This is a genomic window from Mucilaginibacter jinjuensis, from assembly GCF_028596025.1.
Taxonomy (GTDB): Bacteria; Bacteroidota; Bacteroidia; order Sphingobacteriales; family Sphingobacteriaceae; genus Mucilaginibacter; species Mucilaginibacter jinjuensis.
Map to the genome: position 1 here is coordinate 1487577 of NZ_CP117167.1, position 15913 is coordinate 1503489.

Sequence of the window (15913 nt, forward strand, 5' to 3'; positions counted from 1 at the left end):
GATGAATAAATCATTTTCAATATTACTCCTAATTGCATTCGGTATCTTGACAAGCTGTAATAGCCAATCAAGTGTAAAATCTACTGATTCATCAAACGTTAGCGATACATCAAAAAAGGCTGCTGATGCTAAACAAAAAGCGATTGATGCGCAAATGGCTGAAGGAGCAAGACCAGAGAGTGAGGAAGAATCCCCATCGCCAACCGAAGAAAGAGAACTGTTGTCAAAATCGTATAACGAAGTCAAAAAAATTGATACTGTGTTGAAGGTAGGAAGTGACAGTTTACACTTAAAATTGAAATACTATTGTATAAAAGATAGCAGTTTAGTAATACCTAAAAAGTATGTTTTTGGCGAAAAATCACCTCGTGATTTCATCACACACGACTTTGCATCCGACATTGTAATAACTCAAAATGGGAATATAATCTTCAATAAAACCATTAAGAAAGGTAATTTCAGCTCTGTTATAACTGATCAACTTAAAAGCTATGGAATCTTAATGAAACCTTACTTATCATCAACAAAAGGAGATAAAAATCAAGTAGCCCTTGATTACTCTATCTCTATTCCAGGGTCAGAAATTGGTTCGGGTGTCACCTTGATTATTGATAAAAATGGTGATTATAAAGTAGCTAAAAATTGATCATGAAAATCTTGAGTTTGTTCATATTATTAAGTCTAAGTTATACAGTAGGCGCTCAAACTACGCAACAAGATAGCGCTCACCGAGCGTATCACATGATGCGAAAAAAAGACCCGAAGCAGAATAATCCCTACGCATTCGCTGATAGCTCGAAAGCAAAAAAAACAGCTGAGAAGCTGAAGAAAAAAACAAAATAATCCTAAATGACAAAGCCCCGATTGGGGCTTTGTTCGTTATATAGCTTTTACTTAGCCAATTCTTGAATATGCCTTTTAGTGATAAAGGCATCAATAAAAATCTTTACAACCTGCTTATCCTCAGCACTGAACTGTTCTACTTCTTTAAACTGTTTAAGCAGTTCCCGGTCGGTCAATTGCGCTGTTACGAAAGCATCGTTCATATCATCATTCACCAGGTAATCAGTAGTGGTATCTAATGCTTTTGCCAGCTTGGAAAGCATGTCTGCTGCTGGCTTGGCCTTGCCTGTTTCATAGCGGCCAATCTGCACATAAGAGTTCAGGCCGACGATCTCAGCCAGCTCTGCCTGCTTCAGTCTTTTTTGGATGCGTAAGTCCTTGATCCGGGTTCCTAAACTCATTATTCTTTAATCCTATTCCATCAAAAATACTAAGAATGATACATAAAGTTCGTGGTAAAATACAAATGAGTATCACTTGCGTTTGTGCGAACGCCATAGTTATTATTGCAGGATAAAAAAGTAGTATATAATAAAAATATCGATGAATATAGTACCTAAGCTTATTGTAGAAAATCCTAAACTGCTTTTGTATATTGATGGTTAACTGCATACTACTGTATTAGGCGGTATCAAATTGATCGGCTTTGACCGCTTAAAAAGTCACATTGAAGATAGTCTGCGGTAGCAACACTAACAGAGCCTTTCGCCACAACCTCGACCTGTATAACAGCATTCATACCGAGCAGCTCATAGAGAAAGCCGGTGATGCGCTGGATGTGGCTGCCGCTGAACTGGCCGGAGTGATCAGCCGCCTGACCACCGCCCTGGAAGATTACCGGACTGAGCGGCTGGAAGCCATGAAGCCTAAACAGGCCGAAAAGAAACAGCTCACCGAGGCCGAGCGCAAGATCGCCTTGCAATACCTCAAAGCGCCAGGCCTGCTCGGTAAAACCAGGCAGGCCATCTCGGCCAGCGGCATTGTCGGCGAAGAAGTGAACAGCCTGATCGCTTTCCTGGTCTACACCTCGCGCAAGCGCAATACGCCTTTGCACCTGATGTGCCTGGGGCCGTCGGGCACCGGCAAGACCTGGCTTCAGGAACGTGTCAGCGAACTGATCCCGGAAGAAGATAAGCTGGAGATCACCATGCTTTCCATGAATGCGTTTTACTACTTCGGCAAAGATGAGCTTAAAAACAAACTGTTGCTGATCGAGGATATGGATGGTGCCGATAACGTGCTGTACCCGCTCCGGGAACTGCAAAGCAAGCGCCGGATCAGCAAGACCGTCACCCTGAAAGACAGCAAGGGTAACCTGAAAACGGTAACGCTTAATGTTGAAGGGCCTGTATGTGTCAGCGGGTGTACCACCCGCGAACAACTGTATGAGGATAACGCCAACCGCTGCATCCTGCTGTACACGGACGACAGCCCTGAGCAGGATAAAAAGATCATGGACTACCAGCGCAAGCAAAGTGCGGGGCTGGTTGATCACCAGGCCGAGCGCAACGTGCGTGAGCAATTGAAGAACGTGCAGCGCCTGCTGCAGCCGGTCAGCGTTAAAAACCCGTTCGCCACTTACCTGCAACTGCCGGAGGCTATCTTTAAACCCAGGCGCACCATGCTACTGCTATTGTTGTTTACCGAAACAATAACGTTCTATCATCAATATCAGCGGGAGCTGCAAACCGATATCACGACCGGTGAGCAGTACGTAGAAACCACGATTGAAGATATTGAGGTGGCCTTTTCACTGTTGGAAACAACCCTGCTTAAAAAGAGCGATGAGCTGAACGATGCCTGCCGTTCATTCTTTGAAAAGCTGAAAGCCTGGCTAAGGCAAAACGACAGCGAAACCTTCTACAGCAAGGAAGTGCGCCCCGTCTTTCGCCTTAGCCCGAGCAGTGTAAGCCGTTATCTGTATGAACTGGAACGCATGGGTTATATCAAAATAGCTCGCGGCAGCCGGTATAAGGGCTTTGAATACAAAGTGCAAAGCTGGGATGATCTGGAAACCCTGACCAATGATGCCCATGAAATGATGGAAAATATCCTTGCAGAGATAGGTAAGGTAAATCATGGTAGCCCAGGTGTAGCCCAAAGCCCTGATGGGTTACATAACGTGCAGAAAACCAGCAAGAAAACCGCAGTAGCCCAACAACAATAGAAAATGCAAGGCACCTTAATAAATCCATTATATATCCGGCTGCATGCAGGCTTTACTCAATGGCTCCGGATACTCAACTTTGAACCTACCAGTCCCCGCGATATGCCTAAAATGCTGGCCGAGTTCCTGCTTTACCTTGAGGCGCAGGGCTGCGACCATCCGCATGATATACAGCCTGAGCATCTTAAACAATACCTGGAACACCTGCATGAAAGACCCAGCCAGACCGCTGCCGGTGCGATCAGCCTGAACTATATCCGCAAACACTTACAGGTGATCCGCAAGTTCAGCCGCTACCTGATGGAGAGCGGCCAACCCAGTTTTACGGTAAAACTCCGCATCAAAGGCAAAAGCACCAATATCAAAAGCATACTCACCCTGGCCGAGATCAGCAAGCTATATGAGGTGGTAAAAGATGATATCTACGGGCTTCGGGATCGGGCGATGCTTGCCCTGTATTACGGGTGTGGCCTGCGGAAAAATGAGGCGGTTAATATCAATGTCCGCGACATCCTGCCGGATAAAGAACTGGTTTACGTCCGCAAAGGCAAAGGTTATAAAGAGCGTTATGTGCCGTTGGCTGGTACCGCTAAAACCGACCTGGAGAACTACATCCTGTATGCCCGGCCACACTTTGCAGGTGACAAAAAAGAAGACGCGTTACTGCTTAATGTCAGTGGTAAACGGCTCACCGGCCAAACCTGTTATGACCGCTTACAAACGCTGAAAACAGCGGCGGCTATCCCTAAACCCGTGGGCCTGCATACCCTGCGGCACAGCATTGCCAGCCATCTGCTACATTCCGGAATGCAACTTGAACAAATACAACGCTTTTTAGGGCATGGCAGCATGGAAAGTACCCAGATCTACGCCCACCTACAGCATGAACAAAAAATATGAGTTCGCTCCGGCTACCTTAGCCGCTTTAGAACCTTTCCGGGCTTACCTGAAACAAGAGCAGTTCAGCCACAGCTACATACACCAAACCATCAACTATACCGCTACATTCCAGGAATGGCTCACCGGCCAAAGCCTGGTGTTGGCGCAGCTCACCCATGCCGACGTAATGGAGTTTGCCGACCAGTTAAGGCAGAAAGGCTTTAGTATCAAGCTGATCAACCAGATCATGCGTACTTTGCGGTATTACTTCTCGCACCCGCAACAGGAACAGGAGATCGGCATCAATCCGGCAGCTGATATCATACTGAAAGGCACGGTCAGAAACCTCCCGCACGACCTGCTGACTATGCCTGAAATGGAGGCGCTTTATGAAAGTTATCAGGTTACAGACAATCGGACTTACCGAAATAAAATCATCATTGGTTTGCTTGTTTATCAGGGCGTTACACGAGATGAACTGAGCCATCTACGCCCAGAACACCTCAAACTAAGGGAGGGGAAAATCCACATCCCCGCCACCGGCAGGCAATTGGGCCGGTTACTTCCATTACAGCCTCATCAAATCCTCGAACTGCATGAATACCTGCTGGTTATCCGTCCAAAAATACTGGCCGAGCGCTTGGCCGAAAGACCGGGGCGAAAGCCGGATCACTATAAAGATGCACAGGAAATTGAACGCTTGTTTATCAGTATAAACTCACTGGAAGACATCAAAAACAGCCTTTTACACCTCAACTACGCGCTTCGGAAACTAAACCCAAAATACAAGCATGCCAAGCAGATCAGGCAAAGTCTGATCACGGAATGGCTCAAAGAAAAGAACCTGCGCACTGTTCAATATATGGCCGGGCACCGATACGTAAGCTCAACTGAAAGGTATAAAACCACCAATCTGGAAGACCTGAAAGAAGCCTTAAATAAGCATCATCCACTAACTTTATCATAAAAAAATTGCGTTGTTGTGCTGGAAAAATCCTCGAAAAATAACCAACCCGGCGGCCCACTGTGGTAAAAATCAACTAACCACCGGGGGGTGTATGGAAAAAAATATCTCTTAACTTTACGTGCCTAAACGTTCTTTATAGCACCGAAAACGTGCAAGTTGAAAAACCAGGGAAAATCATAAAACTTACAAGGGGCAATACGATTATGGCGCGCGGTTTTATGATGCTGTGATTGGGAGGTGGACATCAATCGATAGGTTTGCGGAGAAATATCATGCCCATTCATCGTATGTATATGTTTTAAATAATCCAATTAAAAGTATAGACATAAATGGTGATACATCAGTGGTTTTGAATGCCCCTCATGGAGCTGCTGGCGAGGGTCATATGGCTCAATTGATTCAGGGTGAAGACGGTATTTACAGATTATATTCAAAAAATGGAACGAATGAAAGCTCAGGCATGAAAGGGCCAAATGATCAGGCCCCAGGTGAGCAAGTTGGCGTAGGTAGTTTTAAAACTCCAAAAGATTTTATGAATAGTGATTTAAATCCTGTAATTAATAAGAAAACGGGAGAAAGAGAATATTCAGAAGGCTATATTATACCTGCAACCAAGGAACAGGATAAGAAGAATATTGAGGGGGAAAAAGAAGTACTAAAACAACCTTATGATGTTATATCATCAAGTTGTGCTACTGCCTGCCAAACAGGATTGAAAAAAGCGGGATTCAATGATGGTTCTGCTGGTTTAACTACAGGTATGCCACACGCTCTCGGCTTAGTGGCTATAGCACAAGCACTTAGCCCTAATCACAAATATAAGCGGATAAAGGAGAATAATAAAGGAACAATAATAAAGCCAGGGAAATAGAGATGAATGGAAAATTCTGGATGTGTGGGTTTTTAATGGCAGGAGTACTTTTTATGTGCTCTTGCGACTTTAATATTAATAATCGCCCGGGCCGCAAATGAGTATGTCTGTAGAGGAATCTCAAGGACACGAAACGTTTATATGTGAGTATAAAGTTAGAGGTAACTCTATTAATTCTGTAGGCATAAAGACGGTTTTTGCAGAAAGGAAATTTTGGAGAGAGGATAACATATGGCTAAAGAAAGAAATAAATTGTTGCCAGTCACAATTAGTTATAGTCTCAACTCAACCTTTTTCTACCGAATATACCGGGTATGGCATTAGCTGGAAGATACAAGGATTCAAAGCGCCAGGTACCTATCTTGTTTATAAAGAATATAACGGAATAGTCTTCCCAGACTCAATTCCGATATTTGTAGTTAAAATAAAAAACAAAGACACTTCCCAAGTTATTGAAACATTAACCTTGGATAGGGTGAAAAAGTGAATACAAAGTAAAGCCCTATTGAAGGGCTTTATTCGTTTATAATATCTTTACTTAGCTAACTCCTGAATATGTCTTTTAGTAAGAAAGGCATCAATAAAAGTCTTAACCAGGTGTTTATCTTCGGGACTTAACATCTCTACTTCTTTGAATTGTTTGAGGAGTTCCCGGTCAGTTAATTGCGCCGCTACAGCCTCATCGTGATCGCCATTCATTAAATAATCGGTTGTCGTATCCAACGCCTGCGCCAGTTTTTGTACGCCATCAGAAGATGGTACAGACTTGCCCATTTCGTAACGGCCAATCTGAATATAGGTCTGTTTTGCGGAACTTCTGCAAAAACAAAAAAGAGCAAATGGCAGGATGGCCATTTGCTCTTTAATCAACCCAGAGTTGTGCAACAGGCACCATCGTGCTGGGCTTTTCTATTTCCTATCTCTTTGCTTTATAGTCTTGTAGCAAAGCATCTATCACAGCGTATAGTTGCCTTTTATCTTCATCAGATAGTGTTGTAATCTCTCTTACACGAATGAGTGGGTCATGATATCGATCTTTAGTGATTAGATAAAATGGCGAGCTTTCAAATCATTTAGGCAGTACTCGTTTAAATTTTGTTCTGAACTTATAGCCTGTATTTATTGCAAAATATTACTCATTTGAAATAGCGGCAAATACATAGACAGCAGAATAATACCCACCACAAAGCCTAAAAACAGGATAATCAGCGGCTCCATTGCGCTGCTCAGTGTTGATGTCTTATACTCTACCTCTTCAATATACTGCTCTGATATCCGGGCAAAGAAATAATCAAGCTGATTGGTTTCTTCACCCACCTTAATCAGTTGTATCATTTTAGGTGGGAAAATAGTAAAGCGCTGAAGGCTTTGATGTAAGGGCATTCCTTTCATGATGTCATCTTCAACGATTTGCAGCGCCGATTCGATCGGGTAATAGTTGATCATTTGCCGGATAAGCGCGATCGCCTTTAACAAAGGGAGTTTAGCATTAATCAACAGGCGCATGGAGTTACAAAAACGTGCCAGGTATGTTTTTTGTACCAGGTTGCCGACAACCGGTAATTTCAATACAACTGAAGAAACTATTTTTCTAAACTGTGGACGGTCCCGTATTTTGAACACCACGCCTATAATGATCAGAATACAAACCAATCCCTGGTAAAAGTTATTTTCCAACGCATTCGACAAGCCGACTATTTTTTGGGTAATCCACGGCAACTGACCTCCGAAGCGATGAAAAATCTCACTGAACATCGGCACAATGAATTTCAACATAAAGGTTACAGCCCCCACTGAGGTGGCCAGGACAATGCAGGGGTAAGTTAATGCGGAAATAATCTTCCGGCGCTGCTTAATTTTTGTTTGATAATATTTAGCCAGATCATTCAATACTTCAATGATCTTCCCTGTTTCCTCACCGATCTGTAAACTAAATGTTTCATATAATGAAAAGCGGGTGCTGGCCTTTAATGCTACAGACAATGCGTCTCCATTTAAAACGGCTTTCTGTATATTCGTTAATAGCTGTTTATCTTGCTGCTTGGTCTGGTCGGCGGTAATCAGCTCCAGGCTACTTTTTAAATTTATACCGGCCTGTAGCAGTGAGCCCAATTCAAGATAAAAACTTTCTTTTTTTTTATCGCTTAACTCATTCTTACCAAAAGTGATGTCACGGTTTAATAACTCTATAATACCACTCCCCCCAGATTCTTTTGCCTTCTGTTTTGGTATTTCTTTGCGCTCGTATCTGCGCAGGTCAATTGATGGCATATTGTGTGATTCTAATAAGGTCTTTTGAGCTATAATTTTTATTGTAGTGATAAGATATTGTATCGGAACGAAACAGAATGTCCAATGCTAACTCATCAATGGGTTGGGCCTCAGCGATTGCCGCCCCTTCTTCAGGTACAAAGTGATGCGCAAAAGCTGTATTGAATATGGTGGTTTTAATTTTAAACGTATCTGAAATCAACGCGCTCCTGATTATAAATTCGGGGCCGATTTCATACCTTACGGTTTGCGTAGAATCCTCAAATAACAGGTTCTGTTTATCCCTCATTATCCTTTGGCTATGATTAAAATCCCTTTTTAATAATTGGTCCAATCTCAATAATACCTGCATATCATCATTTTTATTGGTAAAATTTAAATAAGCATGGTTCATCATCAAATAAGCGGTGTAAGCCATGGTGATCACCAGTGTTGCAACTAAAGCAGCTATCACAACCTCCATGATCGTGAAAGCTTTTACCCAACTATCTAATTTCATGAACTATAATACTTTCCAAATGAGCAATTTTTATATTATTCTGATCGTAAATTATAAAATCGGCTTCGAGTAAAGATTCGCCATAGATATTCGGCTTAAATGTTTTATCAATGCGCCAGCCGTTTTTTATCAGGCTTTCGTTGGTCACCTGTCCTGAATTTGTTGTTTTAATTAACTCCTCCTGAAGCAACGCATTAGCTTTAATCTGCTTGCCAGATAATGATAATCTCATCACATTTGAAAGTATCATCAGGCCTAAACCAATAACTAATATAATGACCGTCATCGCCACGATCATTTCTATCATGGTAGAAGCCTGCACTTTTTTATTAATTAGGAAACGGACTACTTTAACCATTCTAATACTCTTCTTTTAGTTGATGCAAAAGGCAACAACTCACTGGTTAAATAATATTTAGAAAGCGGGACACTGTTTACCCTGAAATTGATAAGGTAATTCTCATACATCGTGTAACCACTTTGATAAATAAACCGATTAGTCATAACACTGCCATTGACAGCAACGTTTTTTTTGTAACTTAAAATCCCCTGCGAATAAATTTGGCCATTAACGGTTGTCTGACTTCCTAAAATAATTACCGGCCTTATAGCCGAAGCATTTGGATCATAACTAAAGACCGTGCCATCAATGGTTGTTGCGGAATCTATAATAATTTTACCAGGCTCTTTGTTTTTTGACTGATTTTGAGATAACAAACCGATAACCGAGGGGTAATTAAAATGGCAGTTTGATTGGATATGAATGGAATCCGAAGCGAACAATTGACAATTACCCTTGAAACCTGATTCAACATTAACTGACCTGGCAAAAATAATTACGTGATCCAATATTGATGTGTTGTCTATCGTAATGGTCGTGTCAGACCTGATTAAAATATAGCCATCCATTTTTTTACGCAAATGTATTGCCTGTTTACCTAAACCAATCAGTTTTAAAGGCGCATCGAAAGATCTAAACATTGAATCAGCAATTGCCAGGCTACTATCTGCATCCGCCTGAACTGATAAGAGCTTTTTTAAATTTGCATAGCTGCTTTCCGTTAACACAGGTAGCTTTTTATCACTCGTTTTTTTTAAACCGTCCACCAGTTTTTTATCTCCCTGATAGGCCATGTTATCGACGTATGCTTCTTTTATTCCGGCTTTAGGAATGAAGACCTCGCCTTTAATCAGGGTTTTTCCGCTGACAGATATAGGCCTGTCTTCATCAATGAGATACAACGCCGCCCATTTAGCCGAATCGGCCAGATAACCGGTTGAAAATATTTTTGTCAAGGTATCATTATGAATAAAAGCCTGTGCGACAGCTACATCGTACAATCCCCAGTTGATTCTTTTAAGGATAACCGAATCCTGATCACCACCAAATAAGCTTACTTTTCTGGAAGAATAGCTATGCTCATCTTCTGCCAATAAAATATTGGTTCCTGAGCACACATTACTGTACAGCAAATCACCTCTGAATTTTCGCTGGTACTGAATTTTATAGAAATATCCCGCGACAATAAGCGATGAACAAAGCACTGCTATAACCAATGCTATAATAATAACAATATATAAAGCAGAGGCTTTGATCACGATTTATTAATGCTTGTTTTATCGCCCGGATTTGGTTTGGGATGTTTCTTTTCAACAGGTTTAATTGCTGTACTATCAGTCTTCCTTTTAACCAGGTAAAGTCTCTGCCATATAGATAAATCCCTGGCGTTATCAATTTGCCCATGATGGTATTTAATTACCCTGGTCGAATCGTTTCCAAGATATAACTTAGAACGTCCTTCAAGCAGGTTGTCCTTATAATTACCCTCCTGTATCAGTTTGCCTTGTTCATTATAAGATCTGAAGTCACCATTAATCAATCCTTTTTTCCAGGTCAGCTCCCTGCTTAAAGTACCCGATTCATTCCATGTTTTCCAAACACCTTCCTTTAATCCATTTTTAAACGCACCCTGTTCTTTTAATCCTTTATTGCTGTAATAGACGGTGTAAAGGCCATTAAGCAGATCTCCACTGTAACCACCCTGTGTCGCATGCACGTTATTGCTACTGTACCAGTAATAAAGCTTGTCATTTTGTACATCGATATGATGTGATACAGGGCCCAGCTCCGCTACAATGGTCTCTTCCATCTTGACAATTCTTACCTTAGTTATCCCTAAATCCGGCATTTTTTGCGCCAACGAATAGAAAGGAAATATGATTAACAGTATGATTTTTTTCATATTATTTCACAGCCATGGTAATAAATTTAGTCCTGCCCTCAAAGATAATCTTAACCGAGTCCTTCAAGTTTTTAAGCAATTTCACTTGCCCATCAGTCTCCCCTTCGTCCATCATATATTGATGACCATTGATGCTGACAATAGCTAGTAATTTTTTTGTTTTCGAATTCCTGATATAACCGGAATATTGAATAAAATTCCAGTTGATGGCAGCAGGCGCAGGTTTAACTGGAGTATTACGGACGACAGGCATTTTACCGATCAAATCTGATACAGGTACTTCCTGGTCAACCTTTTTTGGTTCACTGATAAATGGATTCCGGTATTTTAAAATCAGTGTCGTGGTATCTTTTAAATTACCATAGTCCTCCGGTAGTTTGTCAATCACCTGAACGCTTGGTCCGTTAATGGGCGGATCATCCTGATTGCTGTACGCATTCACAATACGATAGATGATCAAACCCCATATTGCGGCAACAGCCAGGATCAAAAAATAGTTTAACATCTTATTCTTCATGACCGGATTATTGGATCATAAAACTTCTGGTAGTACTGGCTGCACTTTCATTCCCTGCTGCATCGATGGCTGTTACTTTCCAATAAACTGTATCGCCTGAAACACCTGTCGTAAAACTATAACTGTTCGTTGTAAGCGAAATGGGAAAATTACCGGCATAGGAAGTAACACCATCTGATTTGTAGAGATACAAACGATATTTAATAGCAGTACTTGCACTGTTCCATTGCAGGCTTACGGGTGATCCAACTGACTGTTTGTCGGCAGGGGCACCTAAAGTTACTACAGCAGGTGGCGTGTGATCGAATGTGAACGAATAAACAGGTGACCATTTAGATTGTGCCGTGTCATTCTCCGCCCTAACCCGCCATTGATAAACCTGGTCCCTGGTCAGGCTCACGCTGATTTGCTGACCAGGAATCGATTTATCATAATAAATATGGCTTTCATCCACGAAGTTCGCGGTATCTATTTCAAGATGATACTGAGTGGCACCATACAAACTTCCCCAGCTAAAAGCGATACTGCTTTGATTGGTTAAAAAATTATTGGCAGGGGTATATAACTGTACGGTCTGGGGTTTGATAGAAGATTGTAAAATGGTAAAAGATTTGGCTTGGGAATAATTTGTTTTAGTACTGCCATTCTCAGCCCTTACACGCCATTGGTAATTACCTGGATTCAAGTTGATCGAAAATTTGGTAGCCTTAACAACCGTATCCAATACTAAACCCGGCACCGAATCAAATTTGGAAGTCACCACCTGTAGTCTATATTGCAAGGCATCGTCCACATCATCCCACCAAAAGTTGATGTTATAGCTTGTGGTTTGAAATTTATCCCCTGGTGCTTCCGCAGTAATTGTTCTATCCGTTATCGAGGGTTCAATAATATCTTTACACGAGCTTATCAACGTTGCCGCAATAGCACCAAACAATAAAAAATAAGGGAACAAAGATTTCCTGTTCATCAGAATGCTGTTAATGTATTATTATTTAATTATTGCAGTGTAAATTTCCAAATTCAAGTCATTGCTTGTCTTTGATCTATCCAATTGTCTAAGTTTTTTCAACGATACAGAACGTATATACCCAATTCTGTTCAGTTGATGTAAATGGTTAAGTGTTTTTAACAGGTCGAAAAAGTCGCCCTTCAATACAATCTTTTGCACCAGATAATGGTTATCCGAAATACCAGATTTCATCGGTACTTCAACAATACGGACATGCTCTTTGTCTCCGACCTCTGCTACTTCCATAGCCATACTGTTTTTATAATTAACAGTATCAATTTGATAGGTATGGATTACCGATCTCAATATGCGGTCTTGTCTTTCCAGATAAGCCGGTTGGCTATTCAAAGTCATGCCTGTAACCTGGGTTTTGAATTTCCGGTTAAGTTGCCAGGCTTCAATTGTTTTTTTGAACGACAACTGATAACTGATCACCAGCAATAATATCGATGCTACAATAAGCAGACTATTATGATATGGACGAAGCTTTTCTTTCATAATCAATAGGTAATTACTACGACATATTCACCGGTATCCAGTTCATTATTGTAGTTATAACTTTGCAATTGTACATCCTTGATCCATGGTTTAGTTTTCAGCCGGGCAATCCATTCATTGACCGGTATTAAACGCACTGAAGTACCGGTAACCCTGATTTGTCTTGCTGCAAAAGTATTTTGGGTGACACCATGGTCCTGGTTTACTTCCGATGGATCTACGCTCACCTGTTGCCAATACAACTCCTCAGGCAATAATTGAGCAATCTGATCTATTAAAGCACTTTTATTAATCTTATGCTCCCAGCCGATCATCTCCAGAAGTTTTTTCTTCATCCTGACACTATCAGCTACAGACGCCGCATTATTGGCTAATATCGTACTTTGCCCCACTTGGGTTGCCAATTTCATGTTGGATGAAGTGAAATAAGAAAACAGCAAAAAATTAATTAAAAGCAGAGTAAAAAGCCCGATCAGTATGGCCATACCCTTGACCTTTAATTTGTTGTGATCTATTCTGTTAAGTAGTTCCTTATTTAAGATCTCTGCATTTGTTTGGGTCAGCGTAATGTTTGGATATAAAGCGAGTTGAAATGCGCAGGCATAAGGCAACAGTAATGATTCGTCAATCTGCTCGTTTTCCAACTTAAAAGGAAATACTGCGGTTGCTGTGGCTACGTATTTATAACTGAGCCAGGCATTCTGTTCGTCGCGAAGGATAACATGCCTGTCAAAAATCAACTCCTGGCCATATACGTTGAGTTGAGGGATAATTTGATTGACTACAAATGGCCCCAAGCTTAAGGCAACTGGCACCAATCCTAACTCTTGTAACTGAATAACCCATCTATCTGCCTCCGCCTTTCTAATTAAAGAAACAAATGATCCCTTCCCTGAATCAAATATCTGTGTGTAAAAGTCTTCTGTTTTTGCATTAGGGATTATAGTGCTGAGGTCCGTTTCATTCTGAAATGGGGTAACACTTTGTTTAATTAAAATCCCCTTACCTGTTAAGTTGATAGCAACGATCGTTTTTTCTGGAAGTAGCTTTTTGATCTCATTTATATCTGTCAACTTCACCATTTTTTTCTCAATAGTCAGCTGATTACCACTAATGGCTAACAGACAAATGTGCGCAAGAGCATTTCCATTCATTTGGATTTCGATTGAAACTCCCGCCACCTTACTAAAACGACAATATTTATCAAGCATAATTAACGGATAATGGTTGGCTTAATGAATACAGCTGTGACTACTTTAGCCTTGGTTTTTGACCGCGAGCTAAAAATATATTTTAAAATTGGTATCCGGGAAAGGATTGGTATACCTGATCCGGATTCGTCGTTTTCTGTACGCTCAATCCCGCCAAGAACAATGGTGTCTTCATTACGTGCTCGTATAATAGATTCGAAATTGCTGTTTGATTTAGGCGGTGGTGAACCGTCGGTAGGAATTGAGGTAAAATCGGAGATATTGACTTTGATATGCAGTGTCACCTGATCATCACCGGAAACAATTGGTTTAATGTCAATTACCATATCTGCCTTCGTTTCCGTATAGGTAGAATTGAGTACTGTCTGGGTTGTTGCAGAAGAGGGGATAAAATTTGAAGTCGTATTCTTATAATACCTGGTATTACCGATGTTAAGCACCGCAGAATGGCCATTTAATGTAGACAATTTAGGCACAGACCGGATATCTACATTATCCTTATTTTCAGAAGCTTGTAATGACACATAAAAGCTCGGGACGACATGTCCGAGGTTGACATGTGCGACGCCACTTATTTTATTTAGAAAACTATTGACGGAATTTGCACTCATCGTAAAATTCAGCCCGGGTAACACACTCCCGCCTGTTTTGACGCTATCTGAAACTCCTGCTGCAATACCCGTTGTAACTGTCCTGGTATTGTGAAAATCAATTAGCGTAACTTCGACCAGTATCATCGGTATAAGCAAATCGATCTGCTTGATAAATGATTCTATTTCCGCAATCTGTGGCTTGGACCCGGATAGCAAAATCATATTTTGTTCCCTGAATTCCTTAATTTCAACACCTTTTTTCCAATCTGCCGGGATCATAGCCATTACTGTATCAATAGCCCGGTTTTGCAGCTGCACAACTTTATTGTCCCTTAAATTCTCCAGGCTCCGCTCACCAAACATGTATACGCCTTTCTGCTGGCTGTAAGTATAAGCTGTACTTTTAAGGATCATATCCACAAAATCATCGTACGAAAGATCGTTGGCGTGCATGGATATGGTTCCTTTAATATCTGAATAAATGAAGTAATTTTTGTTACACTCCCTTGAAGCTGCTTTTATGAGGTCCAGAATGGATGCATTTGTCGCTTCTGCGGACAAAAGCTTTTGGCCATTAATGGTACGGCTGAATAACCCTGTACTTCCATTGGCACCGGTAGCGGTAAGCGCTTTGAAGGTTTTACGCACGTCTGTGCGATTATCACCATTTACATATAGCTGTTCTCCCTCTTCCAGCGGTTGAAACAGATAAAAACCATCGCTCGTTTTAACGAGTTTCACCTCATTAGCATAAGCGAGTTTCTCAACTGCCACATCAAAAGGTGCTGCCGTAATAAAAGCATTGACTAATTTACCCTGAAGACTAGCAGGAACGATCATGTTTTTGCCGGAAAGCTGGGTAATCCTATGCGTTACCGCAGTTAAACTATCATTAGTTAACTCAAGTGATAATAAATTTTCCGGGGCACGATATTTTATGCCTAACACCTTTGCGGGAGGTTTAATATTTTCCTTGGGATACGGCCTGACCACAATTATTGAACCCACAGAGGCAATATCAAGGCTATACTGCTGTGCGATCAGCGTCAATATATTTGCGGCAGTAACGTTGCTGAAAGTATTATTGACTTTGAAATCCAGCGCAGGATCAATGTGAAAACTTAAATTATTTGCCCGGGCGATCGCGTTCAAATAATCCTTTACGGGTACTCCGCTAACTGAAATCTGGACTTTTTCATTTAATCCAGGCATAGTAGCTGACAGGCTATCAAGCCTTTGCTTGATTTGGTCAACGCGATTTGCCTGCTGTGCCATTAATTGCATTGGCATCATTAAAGTAAGAAAGAGAACCAACCATAAATAGGTAAAGGTTTTATGCATA

General features: G+C 41.2%; 18 protein-coding genes. 6 read left to right on the forward strand and 12 right to left on the reverse strand.

Going from position 1 to position 15913, the window contains the following annotated elements; all coding sequences use genetic code 11:
- Position 1 precedes the first annotated feature (1 nt).
- On the forward strand, positions 2 to 646 hold the full coding sequence (locus tag PQO05_RS06815; RefSeq protein WP_273631951.1) for a DUF4738 domain-containing protein: 645 nt from the start codon (positions 2 to 4) through the stop codon (positions 644 to 646).
- A 244-nt stretch (positions 647 to 890) separates the two neighbouring features.
- Here PQO05_RS06815 and PQO05_RS06820 read toward each other — a convergent pair whose 3' ends face one another.
- Entirely contained in the window at positions 891 to 1244 is a 354-nt protein-coding gene (locus PQO05_RS06820; RefSeq protein WP_273631952.1) for a helix-turn-helix domain-containing protein, read from the reverse strand.
- Between the two features lie 266 nt (positions 1245 to 1510).
- On the opposite strand from PQO05_RS06820, the gene PQO05_RS06825 reads away from it, so the two are divergent.
- From PQO05_RS06825 to PQO05_RS06845, 5 genes are all read left to right on the forward strand, one after another.
- On the forward strand, positions 1511 to 3010 hold the full coding sequence (locus tag PQO05_RS06825) for a P-loop NTPase family protein (RefSeq protein WP_273631953.1): 1500 nt from the start codon (positions 1511 to 1513) through the stop codon (positions 3008 to 3010).
- Between the two features lie 3 nt (positions 3011 to 3013).
- Positions 3014 to 3910 (forward strand): tyrosine-type recombinase/integrase, encoded by an 897-nt coding sequence (locus PQO05_RS06830; protein WP_273631954.1) that lies wholly within the window; start codon positions 3014 to 3016, stop codon positions 3908 to 3910.
- Positions 3894 to 4856: a tyrosine-type recombinase/integrase gene (locus PQO05_RS06835; protein WP_273631955.1), complete on the forward strand. Its 963-nt coding sequence runs from the start codon at positions 3894 to 3896 to the stop codon at positions 4854 to 4856. Before PQO05_RS06830 ends, PQO05_RS06835 begins: the two co-directional genes overlap by 17 nt.
- Positions 4857 to 5082: 226 nt before the next feature.
- A complete protein-coding gene (locus PQO05_RS06840) occupies positions 5083 to 5727 on the forward strand; it encodes a hypothetical protein (RefSeq protein WP_273631956.1) in 645 nt (214 codons plus the stop codon).
- Between the two features lie 103 nt (positions 5728 to 5830).
- Positions 5831 to 6214: a hypothetical protein gene (locus tag PQO05_RS06845; RefSeq protein WP_273631957.1), complete on the forward strand. Its 384-nt coding sequence runs from the start codon at positions 5831 to 5833 to the stop codon at positions 6212 to 6214.
- A gap of 47 nt (positions 6215 to 6261) precedes the next feature.
- On the opposite strand, the gene PQO05_RS06850 is transcribed toward PQO05_RS06845, so the two are convergent.
- The 11 genes from PQO05_RS06850 to PQO05_RS06900 form a co-directional block, all read right to left on the reverse strand.
- The gene (locus PQO05_RS06850; RefSeq protein ID WP_273631958.1) at positions 6262 to 6582 is read right to left on the reverse strand and encodes a helix-turn-helix domain-containing protein; all 321 of its coding nucleotides are present in this window, start codon (positions 6580 to 6582) and stop codon (positions 6262 to 6264) included.
- Positions 6583 to 6846: 264 nt separating this feature from the next.
- A complete protein-coding gene (locus PQO05_RS06855; protein ID WP_273631959.1) occupies positions 6847 to 7998 on the reverse strand; it encodes a type II secretion system F family protein in 1152 nt (383 codons plus the stop codon).
- Positions 7985 to 8497 (reverse strand): PulJ/GspJ family protein, encoded by a 513-nt coding sequence (locus PQO05_RS06860; protein ID WP_273631960.1) that lies wholly within the window; start codon positions 8495 to 8497, stop codon positions 7985 to 7987. The genes PQO05_RS06855 and PQO05_RS06860 overlap by 14 nt, the downstream gene beginning before the upstream one ends.
- A complete protein-coding gene (locus tag PQO05_RS06865; protein WP_273631961.1) occupies positions 8484 to 8855 on the reverse strand; it encodes a hypothetical protein in 372 nt (123 codons plus the stop codon). The genes PQO05_RS06860 and PQO05_RS06865 overlap by 14 nt, the downstream gene beginning before the upstream one ends.
- Positions 8843 to 10096, reverse strand: coding sequence for a hypothetical protein (locus PQO05_RS06870; RefSeq protein WP_273631962.1), 1254 nt, complete (start codon positions 10094 to 10096; stop codon positions 8843 to 8845). Before PQO05_RS06870 ends, PQO05_RS06865 begins: the two co-directional genes overlap by 13 nt.
- Entirely contained in the window at positions 10093 to 10740 is a 648-nt protein-coding gene (locus tag PQO05_RS06875) for a toxin-antitoxin system YwqK family antitoxin (RefSeq protein ID WP_273631963.1), read from the reverse strand. Before PQO05_RS06875 ends, PQO05_RS06870 begins: the two co-directional genes overlap by 4 nt.
- A gap of 1 nt (position 10741) precedes the next feature.
- Positions 10742 to 11257: a hypothetical protein gene (locus PQO05_RS06880; RefSeq protein ID WP_273631964.1), complete on the reverse strand. Its 516-nt coding sequence runs from the start codon at positions 11255 to 11257 to the stop codon at positions 10742 to 10744.
- A 7-nt stretch (positions 11258 to 11264) separates the two neighbouring features.
- On the reverse strand, positions 11265 to 12227 hold the full coding sequence (locus tag PQO05_RS06885; RefSeq protein WP_273631965.1) for a fibronectin type III domain-containing protein: 963 nt from the start codon (positions 12225 to 12227) through the stop codon (positions 11265 to 11267).
- 21 nt (positions 12228 to 12248) lie between these two features.
- Positions 12249 to 12767, reverse strand: coding sequence for a hypothetical protein (locus tag PQO05_RS06890; protein WP_273631966.1), 519 nt, complete (start codon positions 12765 to 12767; stop codon positions 12249 to 12251).
- Positions 12768 to 12769: 2 nt separating this feature from the next.
- Positions 12770 to 13978, reverse strand: a complete 1209-nt coding sequence (locus PQO05_RS06895) for a PilN domain-containing protein (RefSeq protein WP_273631967.1) — start codon at positions 13976 to 13978, stop codon at positions 12770 to 12772.
- Positions 13979 to 13980: 2 nt separating this feature from the next.
- Entirely contained in the window at positions 13981 to 15912 is a 1932-nt protein-coding gene (locus tag PQO05_RS06900) for a type II secretion system protein GspD (protein ID WP_273631968.1), read from the reverse strand.
- Position 15913 lies beyond the last annotated feature (1 nt).